Below are 19,996 nucleotides of genomic sequence, written 5' to 3'. Positions count from 1 at the left end.
GCCAAGATCGGGAATGGAACTCCCATGCACTGCGACTCAAGATCACGGTCACATACCAGGCCGGTCCGGAAATTGGTCGATTGCCAGCGGAAGTTAGCACACTGCCCGGCTTAATCTGCGCGCCGCAACGATGGCGCGGCACCTCCTCATCACATATTTGCGCACAGCAGGGCAATGCCCGCAGCAGATGTGCGTCGAAAGTGTCAGGCGCCCTCGTCGCGCCTGGAGCGTCAGAGAGCCCAACTCGGCGACCAGGGAGATCAGGCCGTCGCGATCGCGGATCAGTCTCGCCGCGCTCGCCTTGGTCAGTCCCCTGCCCTCGAGATCCTGGAACGCTACGGTAGCCCTGGGCCGACAAACGGGAGCATAAATAGTTCCCCTGTCGGCAAGGCAAGCCATGTTTGTTCTTGCTTTGTGCCGGCAGCTATGCTACTAATTTGCTTATGGTGCTGATTTGCGCCAACGACCGCCTTGCCGCGACATGCGGTTTTTCAGCCAGGCTCGACAAAGCTCGCCCGCATCGCGGGCCTTTGGCCAATCACGGTCGAGTGCCAGCCTTTTCGGCAGCTTCCGAGAAGGGAAATCGGAATAGCAGCTTCCGGTTCTCGTCGCAGATTTCGAAGGAAAGACCTGTCAGGACCGGGCTGCCGCTGAGCAGGCCCTCGGCCAGGATTTCCTTGGCCGAAGCCATGGCGTTATCCTGAGCCGCGGACAAACCGTCCAACTCCTGACCCTCGAAATCTTCCGTCAAGCGGCCGTCATTGTTTCGGAAGTGAAAAAAATATCTCGGCATGCCGGTTCCGGTTGGTCGGTTTATCTAATTTTAGCCTTCATGCGTCAGGTCGATCGAACAGCACCCCCAGCCCATGTTCGAACGCACATGCCGCAATCATGTCGTCCAAGGCTTTTCCGGAGACCGGGCAATTCGGCATGACAGCCCTGATGGCGATCTCAGCCGCTGCGGTAGAAACCTCATCGTGGCGCCTCTTCCTGGTCTCGATATATTGCTCGATCAGAATTTTCAGGCGCCGCGCTGCAATCTCGTCAACGACCATGGTTCTCCCTCGATTCGGCACAATGTCCGTCTTCCGGGGTCCGTCTTGCGGGTGAACGGTCCGCCGCCATTGGGTAGCAGCGGACCACTCGGCTGGGTGAGCCAACGGCCCGAGGCGGGGGTGTCTCGGACCGCCACCACAATAGCTTCGAGAGGCCACACGTTCCACAGGACGCTGCCGTTGGTAATTTTCGTACACTGAACATTGCCGCGGGCAGTCCGGGACTGTGGGATTTTTTGGCTAAGCCGCCGTCGCCGGATGCCGGATCAGCTCCGGCTTTGATAGCTGTAGATGCCGGCGCCGATCGCGACCGCTCCTACGGTTATCAGGATCGATGGCAGCCCCATCGACGTGGCGATGATCCCCCAGACGATGGCGACGGCAATTGCGCCGGCCGTTCCCAACACCAGTCTAAGCCGTTTCGACATTATCTGTTTCCCCCGAAAAGCGCATCTTTGGTCTTTTTCTGATCGAAATACCGCAATGCGGCACCATTGTCTGCGCTTTGTCCAACGTTTTTACGCCGCCCCTGAGCCCGACCGCTGAGGCGTAAGCGATCCTTATGCGGCCTTGTTGCAAACACCCGCTCGACAATGAGGAAGCTTGGGCGAAAGCCCGAGAAGCGAGGCGTCAGAAAGCGAGGTATCTATGCAAAATTTTCGGAATTTACTCCGGTTCACAATCATGGGCATGGCGGCCACGACAACCGCAATAGTCATCACAGGCCTTACCCCCGAGACAACCGAAGCGACTTTGATTTGCCATAGGGTGGTCTGCCAGAAGGCGAGCAATGAACGCAGTGCTTTCGGCACCAAATATCAGCGCAAGTGCACCTGCGAAAATGTAAGCGAGGGCGCTAACAACCATCCCTCCCCGCGCAACGTCAACAAGGGGCCCATCGGCGGTTCGAGCGGCACCAGCAGTTCAGGCGGCAGTAGTGGTTCGAGCGGCACCAGCAGCTCAAGCGGCAGCAGCGGCTCGAGCGGCAGCAGTGGTTCGAGTGGCAGCAGCGGCTCAAGCGGCAGCAGCGGCTCGAGCGGCACCAGTGGTTCAAGCGGCAGCAGCGGCTCAAGCGGCAGCAGTGGTTCGAGTGGTAGCAGCAGTTCGAGCGGCAGCAGTGGTTCGAGTGGCAGCAGCGGCTCGAGCGGCACCAGTGGTTCAAGCGGCAGCAGCGGATCCAGCGGCAGCAGTGGTTCGAGTGGCAGCAGTGGTTCAAGCGGCGGCAATGACGGAACAAGCAGCGGCGGATCCAACGGCAGCGGTGGAGTGTAGCAGCTGCTCAAGTGGCTCCAGCGGCGGCGGGTGGGCACACCACGTGACCCGTGCCGGCCGCCCACGACGATCAAACCCTCACGACAACGGGAGTAGTAGCTTGACGCTCCAACCGAAATCCGCGACCGCGCCCCTCACCGGCCTTGCAGGACTGCTTGGTCTTGCGCTGGCCGTCGGGGTGCTCGTCGACAGAAGCTGGCCTGTGCATTTGCAGGCCATGACTGTCATTGCAGCTACCGCGGCAGCGATGATCGCGGTCGACACGGCCTATTTCCAGACGTTTCGAAGGCGTTCAACGGGATTGCAGGCAAAGCCGATGCGAGCGCTTGAAGTCGAGCGCGTCATGCGCAAACTCATCGGCTTCATCGTCACGCTCACGACGATTGCCGCAGTCTACTGGATATTGCCGGAATACCGGCGTGAGTTTTACGCCCCCTACTGGGCAGCTCTCTACGACACCTTGCCGGCGCTGCTCGTCACCGCGCCGTTTTATGTTGCTTATGTCGATCGCCGGCAAACCGATCCGGAAGATTCATATGCCGAAATCGGTGCATTCGTCCTCGGCGGCGCAGTGCCGCAAAGGACTGAGCAGATACGCCAGCATGTGCGGGGCTGGATCGTCAAAGGCTTCTTCCTGCCGCTGATGTTCGTCTATCTGTGCTCCGCGCTAGGTTCGATCCTGGCCGGACTGGAACAACCGTATCAATTCGACATCATGCGCTGGCACGCTTTTGCAATCGATCTCCTGTTCATGGTGGACGTCCTTGTCGCGGTCGTCGGCTACATTTTCACGCTGCGCGTCCTCGACAACCATATCCGCACCGTCGAGCCCACTGTGTTCGGCTGGCTGGTTTGTCTTGCCTGTTATGAACCCATGAATGCCGCCACCCGTGCCTACCTGAATTACGAAACGGGCGCCAACTGGACGGCGGTGATGCCCACACCGGCGCTCCAGGTTTTCTGGGGATCGGCGATCGTCTTCTGCGTCTTGATTTTTGTCTGGTCCACCGTGAGCTTTGGCCTGAGATTTTCCAATCTCACCAACCGCGGAATCATCACCTGCGGACCGTATCGCTGGATCAAGCACCCCGCCTATGTTTCGAAAAACCTCTCCTGGTGGCTGGTCTCGGTCCCTTTCCTCACCGCTACGGGACCCGCTGAAGCGCTGCGGCACTCCGCCATCCTGCTCGGGCTCAACGCCGTCTATGCACTTCGCGCCATCACCGAGGAACGCCATCTGTCACGCGACCCCGATTACGCCGCCTATTGCGATTACATCGCCGAGAACGGTGCTGTAGCCCAGTTCAAACGACTGTTCGCGAAAGCGAGTCGGTCGCCGATCGGGCGTTCCGGCTGAATGATATCTTGTTTTGAGGGTTAGCGGCAGCTGGCGCTATCGTCGCAGCGCATCCGCGCGATGCCGATCCTCGCCGCTCACCGGCAACGGCCGATCGCCCTCGAGCAGGCGGGTGATCCGGGCGAAGCCGGCAAAAGCCTTTCTCGCTTCCTCGGCCGACATCCGGCCGGCCACGGCCGCAGCACAGCAATTCACCGCACATTGGTAAACCGGCCCGCGCCGCCCGGCCGGCCATTTTCGCAGGAATGCCATCGCTTCGGCAACGCTGTCGATCTCCTCCACAGGCTGTCCCTGTCCGCGCAAAATCCGCACGGGCGAAAAGAATTGCAAGCGGTCCATCATTTCCTCCCCGTCGACCGGATGCGTGCGATCGAACCCCACTAAACTCGCGAACTGGCCCTTTGGTTCCCGGCAAAAGAGGCTTGCCATGAAAAATGTTGGCTGGACGGCAAGCTCCGGCAGTCCCAATTGCGCGACATCTTGCCGTTGTACGGGAACGTTAGCGCGACTGATGCATTTCGATCCCACAAGCAGTCTTTTTGAGGGAAATGCCAAAACATGAGAATAGCCCATGTGGCGCCGCTCCATGAATCCGTGCCACCCCGGTTCTATGGAGGGACGGAGCGCATCGTCTCCTATCTGACCGAAGGATTGGTCGAGCTTGGCCATGACGTGACCCTGTTCGCCAGCGGCGATACCAAAACGTCGGCGAAATTGGTGGCGTGTCGCGAGCGTGCGCTGCGTCTCGATCCGCGCCCCCACAAATCCGAAACCGCGGCACATCTCTCTATGCTTGCCGAGGTGAGGAACCGTGCGCAGCAGTTCGACGTCATCCACTTCCATCTCAGCCACTTCCTGCATTTTCCTTTCTTCGAACACATGCCCGACCGGACGGTGACAACACCGCATGGCAGGCTCGACTATGTCGATCTGGCGCCGGCCTACGAACGTTTTCCGCGCTTTCCGATGATCTCGATTTCCCGCAGCCAGAGAGCCGGGCTCGCCAAGGCCAATTGGCTGGCGACCATCCATCACGGGCTGCCGATCGATATCTACGAGCCGACTTTCGAGACGGATGCGGACGAGCCGTATCTGGCGTTCCTGGGCCGGCTGTCGCGCGACAAGCGCCCCGATCGTGCCATCGAGATCGCCTTGCGCTCCGGGCTGAAACTGAAGCTTGCCGCAAAGATCGGCGATGACGACCGCGCGTTTTTCCACGACACTGTCGAGCCGCTGATCGACGGCGACCGTGTCGACTATATCGGTGAGATCGAAGAGGACGGAAAGGCGGAATTCCTCGGCAAGGCGGCCGGCCTGCTGTTTCCGATCGATTGGCCGGAGCCGTTCGGCCTTGCCGCGATAGAGGCGATGGCCTGCGGCACGCCGGTAATCGCCTGGAATTGCGGTGCCCTGCCGGAGATCATCGACCACGGCGTGACCGGTTTCCTTGTCGATACAGTCGACGCTGCGGTCGCCTCGATACCGGAATTGCTACGCCTCGACAGGCGTCAGGTGAGAGCCGTATTCGAGAACCGTTTTTCTGCCACGAGAATGGCCCACGACTATGTGGCAGCCTATGCGCACCTGATCGGTGCTCCCGGTGAAGCGAGAGCGTCCTGATCGGCGTCATTGTGGAAGTTGAGAACGAAACGACAGAGTTTGTGACGAATGAATCAACTCGACGAGCGTAAGCTTGATCCCGCCGTAGCCCTTGCCTCTCTCGACGAGGTCGCGCCTCGGGAGCCGCACCGGCTGTTCGCCCTCAAGCAAGGCGACTGCTTCGCGGTGGCCGACGCCTATGGCGACATCCGCGGCGCCGGCGACGGCTTTTTCCGAGACGACACGCGTGTGCTTTCGGAATTTCGGTTGACGGTCGGTGGCCGGCAAATGTCGCTGCTCGGCGCATCGCTCAGCCAGGACAATGTGCTTTTCACCTCGAACCTGACCAATCTGCCGATTCAGAGTGTCGGTGGCCGGGATATTCCGCAGGGCGCGATCCACATAGAACGCGTCAGGCTGCTTTGGCAGGACCGGCTGTTCGAGCGCATCACCCTTTCCAACTACAGCCAGGAATCGTCGGCCATTCGGGTTTCCTTGCATTTCGCAGCAGATTTCCGTGACATGTTCGAGGTGCGCGGCTCGACCCGGCCCAAGCGCGGGATAGCCCATGCCGCCGAGACCAGTCCGACGTCCGTGGTGCTTCGATATGACGGGCTGGACCAGCTTGTGCGCCTGTCGGCGATCTCGTTCTCGCAAGCCCCGGACAATTTGACCACCAACCGTGCGGATTTCCTGATTGCGGTGACTAAGCGCAGCAGCGAGGTCCTCTATATCGAAGTCGGCCCGGAAGTGGCGGAGACACCCGACCGCGACCGTTTTCGGGCTGCCGCCGCCCGCGCTCGCTTCGGCATGCGCGCCAAACGCCGCCACGGCGCGACGGTGCACAGCTCTGGCCGCGTCTTCAACGACTGGATCGAGCGCGCGCGCGCGGACGTGGCGTTGCTGACCACCGAGCTTGCAACCGGACCTTACCCCTATGCCGGCATACCCTGGTTCTCGACGGCGTTTGGCCGCGACGGGGTGATCTCCGCACTGCAGATGCTGTGGTTGAATCCCGGGCTGGCGCGCGGCGTGCTCGCCTTTCTCGCCCAGCATCAGGCAACCGAAACGTCGCCGTTCAGCGATTCGCAGCCGGGCAAGATCATGCACGAGACCCGCAAGGGCGAGATGGCGGCACTGCGGGAGCTCCCGTTTGGCCGCTATTACGGCGGTGTCGACACCACGCCGCTCTACATTCATCTCGCTTGTGCCTATGCGGATCGTACCGGCGACATGGCGTTCATCGACAGCCTGTGGCCATCGCTCTGTGCTGCGGCCGAATGGACCGAAGAGATAAGCCGCGCGACCGGGTTCGTTACCTATCAGCGCGGCGCCGAGTCCGGCCTCGCCAACCAGGGCTGGAAAGACAGCTTCGATTCGGTCTTCCATGCCGATGGCCGCATGCCCAAGGGGCCGATCGCCCTGGTGGAGGTGCAAGGCTATGTCTTTGCCGCGTTCCGTGGGCTGGCAGCGCTCGCCCGCCGCCGTGGCGAGGACGACAAGGCCGATCATTGGGACGAACGCGCCGAAACCACGCGCACCGCGGTCGAACGCCATTTCTGGATGGACGATCTCAATTTCTACGCCATGGCGATCGACGGTGCCGGCGAGGTCTGCAAGGTACGGACGTCGAATGCCGGCCATCTCCTCTATGTCGGGCTGCCCGAGCCGGAACGGGCGCAGTTGGTCGCCGATCAGCTGCTCTCGGCGTCGTTCCACTCGGGTTGGGGCGTCAGGACGCTGGCCGACGATGCGATATTCTTCAATCCCATGTCTTACCACAACGGTTCGATCTGGCCGCACGACACTGCCATGTGCGGTGCCGGCCTGGCACGTTATGGCGTACGCGACAGCGTGGTGCGGCTGATGAGCGGCACGTTCGAGTCGGCTGTCCATTTCAACATGCGGCTGCCGGAACTGTTCTGCGGTTTTACCAGGTCGCCGGGCGAAGCGCCGATCGCCTATCCCGTCGCGTGCCTGCCGCAGGCCTGGTCGGCGGGATCGGCCTTCATGTTGATGCAGGCCTGCCTTGGCCTGGAAATCGATGGCTGGGACGGTGAAATCCGGGTCACCCGCCCGAGGCTGCCGATCGGCATCGACACGCTGACACTGCGGCATCTGGGTGTCGGCTCGGCGGTGGTCGACCTCACATTCCAGCGTGTCGGCGATCGGGTCGTCGCCTTTCTCGCCGATCGGTATGAGGGGATGGTACCGCTCATCGTGCGCACCTGACGCCGCCTCGCAGCGGCGCATCGAAAACGACGCGCGGCACCGCAATCGTCCGGAACCGATAGCCTCTTTGTGCGTTGCAAAAATGGGCGGCGTGGGAACTGTTGTTGTCGCACGGCAGCGAACCAGAAAAACCAATAAAAACGGCTATCGGCGGCCGGAGGCGAGATCACATTCCATGTCAGATTATACTGTAGACCTGCTCTGGGTTTTGCTGATTGCAAGTTTTGGCTTTTCCGCTTTTGCCATTCTCCTATCGATATCCCGCCAGCGCCGCGGCCGCGCAACGGCGGCCGCATACACGCCGAGCGAGGATGTCGCATCGGAAGCGGCACGCAAGGTGCTGCGCGAGTTCGAAAAGAACGGCCAGTCGGCCGACGCGGCGCTGGTCACATGGTCGCCCGACACATTGCGTAAGATCCTGGCCGACGACCTGCCGGACGCACAGGTCATCGTCGTGTCCAACCGCGAACCTTACATCCACAACATCAAGGATGACGGGGTCCAACTTCTGGTGCCGGCCAGCGGGCTGGTTTCGGCACTCGAGCCCATCACTCGCGCCTGTGCCGGAACCTGGATCGCCTATGGCGGCGGAACGGCAGACCGTCTCACGGTCGACAAGGACGACCGGGTGCAAGTGCCGCCAGGCAATCCGTCCTACACGCTGCGCAGGGTCTGGCTGACGGAGGAGGAATATCAGGGCTATTATCTGGGCTTCGCCAATGAGGGCCTATGGCCGCTTTGCCATATCGCCTTCACCCGCCCGATCTTTCGCGCCTCGGACTGGGACGCCTACGAGGCCGTCAACCGCAAGTTCGCCGATACGGTGGTTGCCGAAGCACGCAACGAGCGGCCGATCGTGCTGGTGCAGGACTACCACTTCGCGCTGCTGCCGCGCATGATCCGCCAGCGCCTGCCGGACGCCATCATCATCACCTTCTGGCACATCCCGTGGCCCAATTCGGAAGTGTTCAGCATCTGTCCGTGGCGTGAGCGGATCCTGGAGGGATTGCTCGGCAGTTCGATCATCGGCTTTCATACCCAGTTCCATGCCAACAACTTCACCGAAAGTGTCGACCGCTTTCTGGAGAGCCGCATAGAACGGGCCGACGCGGCGATCTCCTATGGCGGACAGACCACGTTGGTCCACGCCTATCCCATTTCCATAGAATGGCCGGCCCAATTGCTGGCAAGTTTGCCGTCTGTCGAGGAGTGCCGCGCCCGTGTCCGCGATAGATTCGGCCTGTCTGCGGAGACCAAACTATGCGTTGGCGTCGAGCGCCTCGACTACACGAAAGGCATTCTCGATCGCTTCCATGCCTTGGACGAATTGTTCACCAGATATCCCGAATGGATAGGCAAGGTGGTTTTCCTGCAGATCGCGGCGCCGAGCCGGGGGACATTGCCGGCCTACCAGCAACTCCATGACGAATGCCGCCGCTGTGCCGAGGAGCTCAACCGGCGCTATGGCAGCGAGACATACAGCCCTATCCTGATGGTCGCCGAACATCATCGGCAGGAGCAGGTCTACGAGGTCTATCGCGCCGCCGACATCTGCATGGTCACCAGCCTGCATGACGGCATGAACCTTGTCGCCAAGGAATTCGTCGCGGCGCGCGACGACGAACAGGGCGTGCTTTTGCTCAGCACCTTCGCCGGCGCCTCGCGCGAATTGCTGGAGGCACTGATCGTCAACCCCTACGACGCAGCCATGATGAGCGAGGCGCTGTTGCAGGCGCTGACGATGACGCCGGAAGAGCAGCGCGAGCGTTTGCGGCCGATGCGCGAGATGGTCCGCGACAATAATGTCTACCGCTGGGCCGGCAGCATGTTGCTGGATGCCGCGCGCCTGCGCAAACGCGGCGATCTCGACAGGGTGACCGGAACTGGCGAGCGCCCGCCGTCGAACACCAACAACGTCATCTCGATGTTCGAGCGGGCACGGAAGGCAGCGTCGTGAAAAGCTTTGAACAACCGCCGGCGCCGGACCTGCCGGAAGGGCAATGGGCGCTCTTCCTCGACATCGACGGAACCCTGCTGGAACACGCTGCCCATCCCGACGCGGTGTCGGTCGGCGAGGAATTGCGCAATCTGCTTGGGCACATCGAGCAGCGGCTGGATGGTGCGGTCGCCTTCATCACCGGCCGCTCGATCCCCGCTGTGGACAAGCTGTTCCACCCGCTGAAGCTGAGGATCGCCGGCCTCTATGGGCTGGAGCACCGGCTGACGCCGACGGGTCCGATCGATGCCGCCGACGCGCCTGCCGACATCGCCGCCCTTGCCGACGAGATCGAGGCCGAACTGGGCAGCGGCAAGGTCTATGTCGAGCGCAAGGGTCCGGTCCTTGCCGTCCATACAAGAGCAGCGCCGCAACTGCTTGCGCCGGCAATCCAGTTGATCGAACAGGCATTGGCCCGGCTTCCGAAGGGTTATCGGGCGCTTCCCGGAAACGCCGGCGTCGAGCTCATGCCTCTGGAAGCCGTCAAAGGTGCTGCCATCCGGCGTTTCATGGACATTCCGCCCTTTGTCGGCCGGCGGCCGATATTCCTCGGAGACGACACATCGGACGAACACGGTTTCGAGGCCATCAACGAAATTGGCGGCATCTCGATCCGCGTGAAGCCGAACGGACCGACGGCCGCAACCTATGTCCTCGATGGCGTGACCGGCGCAATAGCCTGGCTCGGGGCCAATTTCGAAGTCTCGCCGGTCTCCGGTGCTCGACCGGCCGACAACAAGGCAGAGACCGAATCAAGGGCGAAGCTCAATATCGCAGCCACGGCAGCGTCCGGTCGATAAGCGCGTTTCTCATTGAATATCTTTAAGCCCAAAGCCGGCAGATCGTCTGCTTGCCGGTTCCCCTGCGTCAGGCTTAACCTGCGTGCCACGCGTGGAGGCGCGTGCGGTAACAAGGGGAGGACATCTCTATGACCATACAAGGCGCATCACCGGACCTGTACAATGAGGATCTCGCTCCGGCGAAGGTTCGAAACTGGGGACCGTTCTCGATCTTCAACGTCTGGACGTCGGACGTCCACAGCCTGTGGGGCTACTATCTCGCTGCCAGCCTGTTCCTGTTCTGCGGCGGCTTCGTCAACTTCATCATCGCCATCGGTATCGGTTCGCTGATCATCTATGCGTTGATGAACATGGTCGGCTATGCCGGCGTGAAGACCGGGGTGCCCTACCCGGTCCTGGCGCGCGCCTCCTTCGGCATCTGGGGCGCCAACATACCGGCGCTGGTGCGTGCCATCGTCGCCTGCTTCTGGTACGGCGCGCAGACGGCGGCGGCCTCCGGCGCGATCGTAGCCCTGCTGATCCGCTCGCAATGGTTCGCCGACTTCAACCAGAGCACACATTTCCTCGGCCACTCCGGGCTCGAGGTGATCTGCTTCGCCGTCATCTGGGCGCTGCAGCTCCTGATCATCCAGAGGGGCATGGAAACGGTGCGCCGCTTCCAGGATTGGGCCGGACCGGCGGTGTGGGTGATGATGCTGATCCTGGCGATCTATCTTTGCATCAAGGCAGGCACCTTCGCCTTCACCAGCGACATCCCGATGGATGTGCTGCTGGAAAAGACCAAGGACGCGGGCGTGCCGGGCACGCCGGGCTCCTGGACCTCGCTGTTTGCTGTAGCGGCGATCTGGGTGACCTATTTCTCAGCGCTCTACCTCAACTTCTGCGATTTCGCCCGTTATGCGCCGGACAAGGCATCGCTGCGCAAGGGCAACATCTGGGGCCTGCCGGTCAATCTCATCCTGTTCTCGCTGGTCGCCGGCGTCACCACGATCGCCGCCTTCGACGTCTATGGCGAGGTGCTGCTGCATCCTGACCAGATCTCGGCGAAATTCGACAGCTGGTTCCTGGCGGCGCTCGCGGCCCTGACCTTTGCCGTAGCGACGCTTGGCATCAATGTGGTGGCAAACTTCGTGTCGCCGGCCTTCGACTTCTCCAACGTCTTTCCACGTCAGATCGACTTCAAGAAGGGCGGCTACATCGCGGCGCTGATCGCGCTGGTGCTCTATCCCTTCGCGCCCTGGGAAGGCAGTGCCGCCTCCTTCGTCAACATCATTGGCGCGACGATGGGGCCGATCTTCGGCGTGATGATGGTCGACTACTACCTGATCCGGAAGGGCGAGGTCGATGTCGAGGCGCTCTACAGGGAGAATGGCGAATTCCGCTTCCAGGGCGGCTGGCATGTCAATGCCTTCATCGCCGCCGGTATTGGCGCGGTCTTCTCGTCGATCCTGCCCAACTTCACCAGCCTGCTGCCGTCCTGGTGGGGCGTCTATGGCTGGTTTTTCGGCGTGGCAATTGCCGGCGTCATCTATTACGTGCTGCGTACGATGGCACTCGGCGCCTGGGCCAAGATGGCCAAGGCCTAAACGGATTCGGGGCGGCGCAAGCCGCCCCGTTCATTCTGCGACCATCTCGGCCAGGCGGCGCACGGTGTTCCAGTTGCGCGACGTGCCGATGCCGAGGCGTTTGTGGCTCACCGCCGCAAGCAGCCGCGAACTCGGCGTCTCGCGCGAAAAGACGATCCAGATGTCGCCGCCGACCGCCTGCAGCTTTTCATTCCTGCCGATATAGGCCTGCAGCGCAGAGACCGCATCGGGGGAAACAGGCGCCCGCATCACGCGCACCGCCACCTGGTCCGCGGCTTTAGCCGATTCGGCTGGGAACGGATTGCCGGCCGCCAGCCTCAGCCAGCCGTCGGCGCGGCGCACGATGATGTCGACATGGCGGCCAAAAGTCTTTGCGAACGCCGCCTCCAGCCGCTGCTCCAACGCCGCGAGTTCTGTCTCCTGCGCCTCGAAGACCAGATTGCCGGTCGCCACCAGTGTGCGCGGGTTGTTCAGGCCCAGGCCTTCGGCCATCGCCTTGAGATCGGACATGACGACCCGCCGCCCCTCGCCCAGGATGATGCTGTAGAGCAGCGCGACGTAAGTTCGCATCGGCGGCTAATCTAGACCAGCCGCGACTGCTCTACCGCCGCCTCGATGAAGCTGGCAAACAGCGGGTGCGGATCGAGCGGCCGGCTTTTCAACTCGGGATGATACTGCACGCCGATGAACCAGGGATGGTCGGGATATTCGACCGTTTCCGGCAGCACGCCATCCGGCGACATGCCGGCAAACACCAGGCCGCAATCCTCGAGCCGCTCCTTGTAGTCGACATTGACCTCATAGCGGTGGCGATGGCGTTCGGAAATCTGCGTATCGCCATAGATCTCGGCGATCTTCGATCCCTTGGCGAGGTCGGCCTGGTAGGCACCGAGCCGCATGGTGCCGCCGAGGTCGCCGGTTTCCCTGCGCTTTTCCAGCATGTTGCCCTTCAGCCATTCGGTCATCAAGCCGACGACCGGCTCCTCGGTTGGACCGAACTCGGTCGATGATGCGTGCTCGACGCCGGCCAGCGAACGAGCCGCCTCGATGCAGGCCATCTGCATGCCGAAGCAGATGCCGAAATATGGCACCTTGCGCTCGCGCGCGAACTTCGCCGCCAGGATCTTGCCCTCCGAGCCGCGCTCGCCAAAACCGCCGGGGACGAGAATGCCATGGACCTTTTCCAGCCACGGCGCCGGGTCTTCCTTCTCGAATATCTCGCTTTCGATCCAGTCGAGCTTGACCTTGACCCGGTTGGCGAGGCCGCCATGCGACAGCGCCTCGATCAGCGATTTGTAGGCATCCTTGAGGCCGGTATATTTGCCGACGACGGCGATAGTCACCTCGCCTTCCGGATTGTGGATGCGGTTGGACACCGCTTGCCATCGTTCCATGCGCGGCTTCGGCGCCGGATCGATGCCGAAGGCGGCCAGCACTTCCGAATCCAGCCCTTCATTGTGATAGGCCATCGGCACGTCGTAGATATGCGGCACGTCGAGCGCCTGGATGACGGCGCTTTCTCGCACGTTGCAGAACAGCGACAGTTTTCTGCGCTCTTCCTTGGGGATCGGCCGGTCGGCGCGGACCAGCAGGATATCAGGCGCAATGCCGATGCCGCGCAACTCCTTGACCGAATGCTGTGTCGGCTTGGTCTTCAGTTCGCCCGCCGTCGGAATGTAAGGCATCAAAGTCAGGTGGACGTAGACGGCGTTGTTGCGCGGCAGGTCGTTACCGAGCTGGCGGATCGCCTCCAGGAACGGCATCGCCTCGATGTCGCCGACGGTGCCACCGATCTCGCACAGCACGAAATCGTAGTCGTCATTGCCGTTGAGGACGAAGTTCTTGATCTCGTCGGTGACGTGCGGAATGACCTGCACGGTGGCGCCAAGATAGTCGCCGCGCCGCTCGCGCTCGATGATGTTCTTGTAGATGCGGCCGGTGGTGATGTTGTCCTGCTGGTTGGCCGAGCGGCCTGTGAAGCGCTCATAATGGCCAAGATCGAGATCGGTCTCGGCGCCGTCGTCGGTCACGAAGACTTCGCCGTGCTGGTAGGGCGACATCGTGCCGGGATCGACATTGAGATAGGGATCGAGCTTTTTGATGCGTGCGCGATAGCCCCGCGCCTGCAAGAGAGCCCCAAGGGCCGCTGCAGCAATGCCTTTTCCAAGTGAGGAAACCACGCCGCCTGTGATGAATACATATCGCGCCATGGGAGTCATCGCTTAACGCGGCCGAATTGATTCCGCCAGAGAAAAAACCGCCGCGAAGGCTTTTTCCCAAGAAGGCGCTCTGGTCATTGGCGTATCAAAACAAAAGGGCCGGCGAGGCCGGCCCTTTTGGCACGATCTGTCGAGGCGTCAGATGATGACGACCTTGGTGCCTACTTTCACCCGGCGATAGAGATCCATGACGTGCTCGTTGATCATGCGGAAGCAGCCATTGGAGGCGCTGGTTCCGATCGACTGCGGTGCAATGGTACCGTGGATGCGCAGATGGGTATCCTTCTTGCCATCGTAGAGATAGATGGCGCGCGCACCGAGCGGATTGTCGCCGCCGCCGGGCATACCGTCCTTGTACTGCCCATAATGCTTGGGTTCGCGCTTTTGCATATCCAGCGTCGGAATCCAGCGCGGCCATTCCTGCTTGTCGCCGACGGCAACCGTCCCCTTGAACTGCAGGCCTTCGCGGCCGACCGCAATGGCATAACGGCGGGCGGTTGACGATGATTCGACGAGGTAGAGACGGCGGGCGCTGGTATCGATGACGATGGTGCCGGGGTTGTAGCCGGTGAATTCGACCTCCTGCGGCACGAATTCCGGCTTGACCTTGAACTGGCGCTTGGCCTGCTTCCTTTCGAGCGCGGCGTCGAGCGCGCGCGTCTCAGGAAGCAGCGACATCGATGAAGACGATGTGCCGCCGAACAGTCCCGCGAACAGCCCGACGCTCTGCGGCTTCTGCCCGACCGGTTCGCTGCGCAATTCGCCATTGTTGCCGGTCAGCGCAACGTTCATGGCCTCGGCCGGGATCGGCTCGGCCGACTGGATCGGCGCGATGGGTGCGATCGGTTCGATGATGTTGACGGTCTTCTTCTTGGCCGGCTTGGCATTAGCCACCTTGACCGCCGCGACCGGCTGGCTCTCCTTGGCAAGGAATGCCTGCCGTTCCGCATCGGCCTTGGCTTTCGCCGCCTCGCGCATCGCCAGCTTCCTGGCTTCGAGTGCCTTGGCGCGAGCGGCTTCCTTGTCGGCTGCGATCTTGGCTTCGATCTTGCGGATCTGCGCAAGGTCGTCCGGCGTCGGATCTTTCTTCTTCTTGAGAAGCTTCAATTGCGCCGCATCGCTTTTGGCAGCGACGTTGACGACGTCAGTTGTTGTCGCGGCTTTATGAGCCGAATTTGCCGTCGGCATAGCCGCATAAGCGGGCGCACCTAGGCTGAGCACGGCACAAAGGCCGGCAAAAATGAAGCTGCGAAGCTGCATGGGGAAGATCCGATCGTTCAATGCTTGTTGCCCACGGCGTCGCCCGGCGCCCCCCAAGGACGCCGAAAATGCCGCGTGCAATGTATAATCGATTAGCCGGAAGCGCCTCAAGCGTAGGGCGCGGTCGAATCTTCGTGATCGTGCGGCATTTGCCGCGACTGTGTTCAAACGACAACAGATCGCGGCATCAGATGCCCGATTACTGGTTGGGGACTTGCGGCGTGGCCGGCGCGGTGGCGCCGTTTGTCGCTGGCGGCGTCGCCGGAGCTGTTGCCGGAGGCGTCGTTGCCGCGCCATTGCCGGACGGCGGGGTCGGCGCCGTGTTGCCTGAAGGCGGCGTCGTGGTGCCGGGCAATTGGTTGAGTACGCCCTTGCCTGCCCCGTCCGAGGTCGCCGGGACGCGATCGAGAATGTCGATCGGCTTCTCGCCATAGCGCGCGACGATCGACAGTGTCAGCGAAGTGACGAAGAAAGCCGCGGCCAGGATCGCTGTCGCCCGCGTCAGCGCATTGGCGGCGCCACGCGCGGTCATGAAGCCCGATCCGCCGCCGATGCCGAGACCGCCGCCTTCGGAGCGCTGCAGCAGCACCACGCCGACAAGCGCGAGCACGACCATGAGGTGGACGACGATCAGTACGGTTTCCATAATTTATCCTGGCAAGGCCTTGTGCGGCCGCTGATTTGGAGGCGGCTCAATACAATGCTTTGACGGCATTTCCAAGCCCGTGGCCGGAATATGGGAAGCAATGCGTCCTTTGCAACGATTCCGGCGCCGGCCGTCCGCTCAAATCCAGCAAGCAGTCCCGGTATCAAGCGATGTTTCGATAGGCTTCCGCGATGCCGAGGAAGTCCGCTGCCTTCAGGCTGGCGCCGCCGACCAGCGCGCCGTCGACATTCCTGACGCCGAGCAACTCGACGGCGTTGGACGGCTTGACCGAGCCGCCGTAGAGAATGCGCATCTTGGCCGCCGTATTGCCAAGCTTCCGCGCCAGTTCTTCACGGATATGCGCATGCGCCTCGGCGACGTCGGCGGCGGTCGGGGTCAAGCCGGTGCCGATCGCCCATACCGGCTCATAGGCAATGACGCTGTTGGACGCCGTGGCGTTTGGCGGTACCGAGCCCGCAACCTGGCGCGACAGCACGTCAAGCGTGGCTCCTGCTTCGCGTTCGGCTCTTGTCTCACCAATGCAGATGATAGCCACCAGCCCGGCGCGCCATGCGGCGGAGGCCTTGGCCTGCACTATGGCATCGTTCTCCTTGCGATCAGCACGGCATTCGGAATGGCCGACGATGACATGGCTGGCGCCTGCATCCTTCAGCATCTCCGCCGAAATACAGCCGGTATAGGCGCCGCTTTCCTCGGTGTGGCAATCCTCACCACCGGCCCGGACCGGCGTGCGCGACAGAATCTCGGCGGCGTGCGCAAGCAAGGTCGCCGGCACGCAGACCACGGCTTCGGTCTCGGCGTCGAGCCCGCTCATGAAGCCGTTGCCGATCATCCTGAGCTCGTTGAGCGAGGCGCTGGTCCCGTTCATTTTCCAGTTGCCGGCGACGAGCGGGCGGATTCCAGGCGTCATGGGATTTGTTTCTCCGGGCAATTTCCAGCTGGCTCTCACTATCAAAATCAGGCCACAAAGCAATCGACAGTGAGCAGGAAGGGCGCTATTGCGCTTGTTTCAGACTCGGCGCATGCGAAATGCGCAAAAATCGGAAGTACTCATGCTTGGTATGTTGAGAAGCGCGGCGGGGACCTGGGTCGCGAAACTGCTGCTGTCATTGTTGGTGTTGAGCTTCGCCGTCTGGGGCATCTCGGGGCGGCTGATGGGCGGTCTTGCCGGCCATGACGCCGTGATTACGGCCGGAGGCACCAAGGTCTCGATCAACGAATACCGCCTCGCCTACGATCGCCAGCTCAGCGTAATGTCGCAGCAATTCGGCCAGCGCATCAGCCGTGAGCAGGCGACGGCGCTCGGCATCGACAACCAGGTGCTGGCGCAACTCGTCTCGGGCGCCGTCCTCGACGAGCAGGCCCGCAAGCTCGGCCTCGGCCTGTCCAAGGACCGGCTGGCCGAACTGACCCGCGAAGACCCGGCGTTCAAAGGGCCTGGCGGAACCTTCGACAGGCGAACCTTCGAGTACCTGCTCCGGCAGATCGGCATGCGGCCGGAGGACTATCTGAAAAACCGCGCCCAGGTGGCGGTCCGCCAGCAGATCGTCGAGGCGGTTTCGGATGGCCTCAAAGCCCCGGATACATTCTTCAAGGCGGTCGCGCTCTATCGCGGCGAAGATCGCACAATCGACTACCTGACCTTGCCGAAATCGCTGGTCGAACCGATAGAAGCGCCGTCCGACAGCGTGCTTTCGGCCTATTTCGGGGAGAACAAGAAAACCTACGCCGCGCCCGAATACCGTAAGTTCTCCTATGTCAGGCTCGAACCGGAAGACATCATGGATTTGAGCGCAGTGACCGATCAACAGGTCAGCGACGACTACAACAAGAACAAGGCGCGCTACACCACGCCCGAGATGCGCACCATCGAGCAGCTTGTGTTCAAGACGCCTGATGCTGCCAAGGCGGCGCTCGATTCGCTCAGGACCGGCGCGACCTTCGACAAGATCGTCGCCGCCGAAGGCAAGACGCCGGCCGACACCCTGCTCGGCACGCTGGCCAAGGACAAGATCGCTGACAAGGCGGTTGCCGATGCTGCCTTCAAGCTCAACGCCAATGAAGTCAGCCCGGTCGTACAGGGCGCCTTTGGCCCCGTTCTGCTGCGCGTCACCGAGGTCAAGCCCGAAGTGGTGAAGCCGCTGGCCGAAGTGTCCGAGCAGATCCGCAAGGATCTGGCACTGGGCGAGGCAAGCCGCATCTTGCTGGACGTGCACGACAATTACGAGGATACGCGCGCCTCCGGCAGTTCGCTCGCTGAGGCAGCTGCCAAATTGAAGCTGAAGGTCGTTACCATCGACGCCATCGACCGCACCGGCCGAAGGCCGGATGAAAGGATCGTCAAAGACCTGCCGGAATCGCCGGCGCTCATCAAGGCGGTGTTCGAATCCGAACCCGGAACAGACAATGAAGGCCTCACCACCGCCGATAACGGCTTCGTCTTCTACGACGTAAGCGCGATCACGCCGGCCCGCGACCGCACGCTGGACGAAGTCCGCCAGAAGGTCGTGGCCGACTGGACCGCGGCGGAGACCACCAAACGGCTTACCGCAAAGGCACAAGAGCTCGAGAAGCGTCTCAAGGCCGGCGCCACGCTCGAGGTGATCGCCGGTGAGCTCAAGCTCGAAAAGCAGACCAAGCGCGGTGTCAAGCGCGATGCTGACGACGTCGATTTCGGCAAGGAAGGGGCCGCCGCGATGTTCGGCGTCGGCGAAGGCGGCACCGGGCTAATCCCCTCGCCCACGGGCGACGGACAGATCCTGTTCAAGGTTGCCGAGGTATTCGAGCCCGCCGGGGCCGACGCCAACTCAGTACCCCAGGACGCGCAGAAATCCTTCACCTCCGGTATGTCCGACGACCTGCTCGACCAGTTGGTGGCGCAGTTGCAGACGCAATATGACGTCCGCATCGATCAGACGGCCGTAACCCAAGCCCTGGCCAGATGAGCGCGCTGAAGATCCACATCGCCAAGGTCGCCGCCGGTAGCGCTCTTTCCTTCGAGGAGGCGCGCGAGGCCTTCGACATCATCATGTCCGGTGACGCCACCCCCGGCCAGATCGGCGGCTTCCTGATGGCATTGCGGGTGCGCGGTGAGACCGTCAGCGAGATCGCCGGCGCCGTCGCCACCATGCGCGCCAAGATGCTGCGCGTCGAAGCCCCCGAGGGCGCCATCGACATTGTCGGCACCGGCGGCGACAATTCGCACAGCGTCAACATTTCGACCGCATCCGCCTTCGTCATCGCTGGCAGCGGCGTGCCCGTCGCCAAGCACGGCAATCGCGGACTGTCCTCGCTGACCGGCGCCGCCGATGTTCTGATCGCGTTGGGCGTCAAGATCGACATCCCTCCGGAGACGATCGGCCGCTGCATCCACGAGGCCGGAGTTGGCTTCATGTTCGCGCCGGCGCACCACCCGGCGATGAAGCATGTCGGCCCGACCCGGGTCGAGCTCGGCACCCGCACCATCTTCAACCTGCTGGGTCCGCTTTCCAATCCGGCCAGTGTCAGACGGCAGATGGTCGGCGTGTTCCTGCCCGAATGGATCATGCCGGTGGCAGAAACGTTGAAGGAGCTTGGTGCCGACCATGCCTGGGTCGTCCATGGCGACGGTTATGACGAGATCACCACCACCGGCGAGACGCAGGTCGCCGAATTGGCCGGCGGCGAGATCCGCAGCTTTGTGCTGACCCCGGAAGCGGTCGGGCTGAAGCGTCACACCAAGGACGAGTTGCGCGGCGGCGACGCCGCCCACAATGCCCAGGCACTGCGCGACATGCTGGGCGGCGCCGCCGGCGCCTTTCGCGACACGGTGCTGATGAATGCCGGCGCCGGGCTGGTGGTGGCCGGCAAGGCGACGACACTTGCCGACGGCATGGTGACGGCGGCGCAGGCCATCGACAGCGGCCGCGCGCTGAAAGTGCTCGACAGGCTGGTCGAGATTTCGAACGGTTAGA

At 62.3% G+C, this 19,996-nt stretch carries 18 protein-coding genes; 8 read left to right on the top strand and 10 right to left on the bottom strand.

Annotated features, from left to right (window positions below):
• Positions 1–538: 538 nt before the first annotated feature.
• From NKH05_RS33090 to NKH05_RS06355, 4 genes are all read right to left on the bottom strand, one after another.
• Positions 539–793, bottom strand: a complete 255-nt coding sequence (locus NKH05_RS33090; RefSeq protein WP_023717696.1) for a DUF6894 family protein — start codon at positions 791–793, stop codon at positions 539–541.
• A gap of 37 nt (positions 794–830) precedes the next feature.
• A complete protein-coding gene (locus tag NKH05_RS06365; protein WP_023717697.1) occupies positions 831–1,055 on the bottom strand; it encodes a hypothetical protein in 225 nt (74 codons plus the stop codon).
• A gap of 266 nt (positions 1,056–1,321) precedes the next feature.
• Complete coding sequence (locus NKH05_RS06360) at positions 1,322–1,483, bottom strand: hypothetical protein (RefSeq protein ID WP_023717698.1); 162 nt, start codon at positions 1,481–1,483, stop codon at positions 1,322–1,324.
• A gap of 390 nt (positions 1,484–1,873) precedes the next feature.
• A complete protein-coding gene (locus NKH05_RS06355; RefSeq protein WP_353025143.1) occupies positions 1,874–2,338 on the bottom strand; it encodes a hypothetical protein in 465 nt (154 codons plus the stop codon).
• A 32-nt stretch (positions 2,339–2,370) separates the two neighbouring features.
• On the opposite strand from NKH05_RS06355, the gene NKH05_RS06350 reads away from it, so the two are divergent.
• Positions 2,371–3,684, top strand: coding sequence for a methyltransferase family protein (locus NKH05_RS06350; protein ID WP_352716624.1), 1,314 nt, complete (start codon positions 2,371–2,373; stop codon positions 3,682–3,684).
• Positions 3,685–3,720: 36 nt separating this feature from the next.
• Here NKH05_RS06350 and NKH05_RS33085 read toward each other — a convergent pair whose 3' ends face one another.
• The gene (locus NKH05_RS33085; protein WP_502897796.1) at positions 3,721–4,257 is read right to left on the bottom strand and encodes a DUF982 domain-containing protein; all 537 of its coding nucleotides are present in this window, start codon (positions 4,255–4,257) and stop codon (positions 3,721–3,723) included.
• Between NKH05_RS33085 and NKH05_RS06340 the strand changes: the two genes are divergently transcribed.
• The 5 genes from NKH05_RS06340 to NKH05_RS06320 all read left to right on the top strand — a co-directional run bounded on the left by NKH05_RS06340 (position 4,243) and on the right by NKH05_RS06320 (position 11,897).
• Positions 4,243–5,304, top strand: a complete 1,062-nt coding sequence (locus NKH05_RS06340; RefSeq protein ID WP_352855916.1) for a glycosyltransferase family 4 protein — start codon at positions 4,243–4,245, stop codon at positions 5,302–5,304. The two genes, NKH05_RS33085 and NKH05_RS06340, sit on opposite strands and share 15 nt — an antisense overlap.
• A gap of 48 nt (positions 5,305–5,352) precedes the next feature.
• Positions 5,353–7,515 (top strand): amylo-alpha-1,6-glucosidase, encoded by a 2,163-nt coding sequence (locus NKH05_RS06335; RefSeq protein ID WP_352494610.1) that lies wholly within the window; start codon positions 5,353–5,355, stop codon positions 7,513–7,515.
• 175 nt (positions 7,516–7,690) lie between these two features.
• Positions 7,691–9,472, top strand: a complete 1,782-nt coding sequence (locus tag NKH05_RS06330; RefSeq protein ID WP_352482652.1) for an alpha,alpha-trehalose-phosphate synthase (UDP-forming) — start codon at positions 7,691–7,693, stop codon at positions 9,470–9,472.
• Positions 9,469–10,311: a trehalose-phosphatase gene (gene otsB, locus NKH05_RS06325; RefSeq protein WP_353025142.1), complete on the top strand. Its 843-nt coding sequence runs from the start codon at positions 9,469–9,471 to the stop codon at positions 10,309–10,311. Before NKH05_RS06330 ends, otsB begins: the two co-directional genes overlap by 4 nt.
• 128 nt (positions 10,312–10,439) lie before the next feature.
• The gene (locus NKH05_RS06320) at positions 10,440–11,897 is read left to right on the top strand and encodes an NCS1 family nucleobase:cation symporter-1 (protein WP_352494608.1); all 1,458 of its coding nucleotides are present in this window, start codon (positions 10,440–10,442) and stop codon (positions 11,895–11,897) included.
• A gap of 30 nt (positions 11,898–11,927) precedes the next feature.
• Here NKH05_RS06320 and NKH05_RS06315 read toward each other — a convergent pair whose 3' ends face one another.
• The 5 genes from NKH05_RS06315 to tpiA all read right to left on the bottom strand — a co-directional run bounded on the left by NKH05_RS06315 (position 11,928) and on the right by tpiA (position 16,953).
• Complete coding sequence (locus NKH05_RS06315; protein ID WP_023717705.1) at positions 11,928–12,467, bottom strand: DUF1697 domain-containing protein; 540 nt, start codon at positions 12,465–12,467, stop codon at positions 11,928–11,930.
• 11 nt (positions 12,468–12,478) lie between these two features.
• Entirely contained in the window at positions 12,479–14,107 is a 1,629-nt protein-coding gene (gene pyrG, locus NKH05_RS06310; protein WP_352448839.1) for a CTP synthase, read from the bottom strand.
• Between the two features lie 147 nt (positions 14,108–14,254).
• Positions 14,255–15,376, bottom strand: a complete 1,122-nt coding sequence (locus NKH05_RS06305; RefSeq protein ID WP_352844067.1) for a L,D-transpeptidase — start codon at positions 15,374–15,376, stop codon at positions 14,255–14,257.
• A 199-nt stretch (positions 15,377–15,575) separates the two neighbouring features.
• Positions 15,576–16,022, bottom strand: coding sequence for a preprotein translocase subunit SecG (gene secG, locus NKH05_RS06300; RefSeq protein ID WP_352494606.1), 447 nt, complete (start codon positions 16,020–16,022; stop codon positions 15,576–15,578).
• Positions 16,023–16,185: 163 nt separating this feature from the next.
• Positions 16,186–16,953: a triose-phosphate isomerase gene (gene tpiA, locus NKH05_RS06295; RefSeq protein ID WP_023717708.1), complete on the bottom strand. Its 768-nt coding sequence runs from the start codon at positions 16,951–16,953 to the stop codon at positions 16,186–16,188.
• Between the two features lie 142 nt (positions 16,954–17,095).
• Between tpiA and NKH05_RS06290 the strand changes: the two genes are divergently transcribed.
• Together NKH05_RS06290 and trpD are read left to right on the top strand one after the other, a co-directional pair.
• Positions 17,096–18,988 carry a SurA N-terminal domain-containing protein gene (locus tag NKH05_RS06290; protein ID WP_353025140.1) on the top strand — a complete coding sequence of 631 codons (1,893 nt, stop codon included), beginning with the start codon at positions 17,096–17,098 and terminating at the stop codon, positions 18,986–18,988.
• Entirely contained in the window at positions 18,985–19,995 is a 1,011-nt protein-coding gene (gene trpD, locus NKH05_RS06285) for an anthranilate phosphoribosyltransferase (protein ID WP_352482657.1), read from the top strand. The genes NKH05_RS06290 and trpD overlap by 4 nt, the downstream gene beginning before the upstream one ends.
• Position 19,996: the final 1 nt, after the last annotated feature.

The sequence above is a fragment of the Mesorhizobium sp. M1399 genome (assembly GCF_040317735.1).
Classification (GTDB): domain Bacteria; phylum Pseudomonadota; class Alphaproteobacteria; order Rhizobiales; family Rhizobiaceae; genus Mesorhizobium.
Note: the sequence above shows the minus strand (reverse complement) of the source record. Positions and strands in the feature narration are given on the sequence as shown.

Bases quoted from the DNA above. Each gene is read 5' to 3' on its own strand.
- NKH05_RS33090 (WP_023717696.1), bottom strand. From the start codon at position 793: ATGCCGAGATATTTTTTTCACTTCCGAAACAATGACGGCCGCTTGACG.
- NKH05_RS06365 (WP_023717697.1), bottom strand. From the start codon at position 1,055: ATGGTCGTTGACGAGATTGCAGCGCGGCGCCTGAAAATTCTGATCGAG.
- NKH05_RS06360 (WP_023717698.1), bottom strand. From the start codon at position 1,483: ATGTCGAAACGGCTTAGACTGGTGTTGGGAACGGCCGGCGCAATTGCC.
- NKH05_RS06340 (WP_352855916.1), top strand. From the start codon at position 4,243: ATGAGAATAGCCCATGTGGCGCCGCTCCATGAATCCGTGCCACCCCGG.
- NKH05_RS33085 (WP_502897796.1), bottom strand. From the start codon at position 4,257: ATGGGCTATTCTCATGTTTTGGCATTTCCCTCAAAAAGACTGCTTGTG.
- NKH05_RS06335 (WP_352494610.1), top strand. From the start codon at position 5,353: ATGAATCAACTCGACGAGCGTAAGCTTGATCCCGCCGTAGCCCTTGCC.
- NKH05_RS06330 (WP_352482652.1), top strand. From the start codon at position 7,691: ATGTCAGATTATACTGTAGACCTGCTCTGGGTTTTGCTGATTGCAAGT.
- NKH05_RS06320 (WP_352494608.1), top strand. From the start codon at position 10,440: ATGACCATACAAGGCGCATCACCGGACCTGTACAATGAGGATCTCGCT.
- NKH05_RS06315 (WP_023717705.1), bottom strand. From the start codon at position 12,467: ATGCGAACTTACGTCGCGCTGCTCTACAGCATCATCCTGGGCGAGGGG.
- pyrG (WP_352448839.1), bottom strand. From the start codon at position 14,107: ATGGCGCGATATGTATTCATCACAGGCGGCGTGGTTTCCTCACTTGGA.
- NKH05_RS06305 (WP_352844067.1), bottom strand. From the start codon at position 15,376: ATGCAGCTTCGCAGCTTCATTTTTGCCGGCCTTTGTGCCGTGCTCAGC.
- secG (WP_352494606.1), bottom strand. From the start codon at position 16,022: ATGGAAACCGTACTGATCGTCGTCCACCTCATGGTCGTGCTCGCGCTT.
- tpiA (WP_023717708.1), bottom strand. From the start codon at position 16,953: ATGACGCCTGGAATCCGCCCGCTCGTCGCCGGCAACTGGAAAATGAAC.
- NKH05_RS06290 (WP_353025140.1), top strand. From the start codon at position 17,096: ATGCTTGGTATGTTGAGAAGCGCGGCGGGGACCTGGGTCGCGAAACTG.
- trpD (WP_352482657.1), top strand. From the start codon at position 18,985: ATGAGCGCGCTGAAGATCCACATCGCCAAGGTCGCCGCCGGTAGCGCT.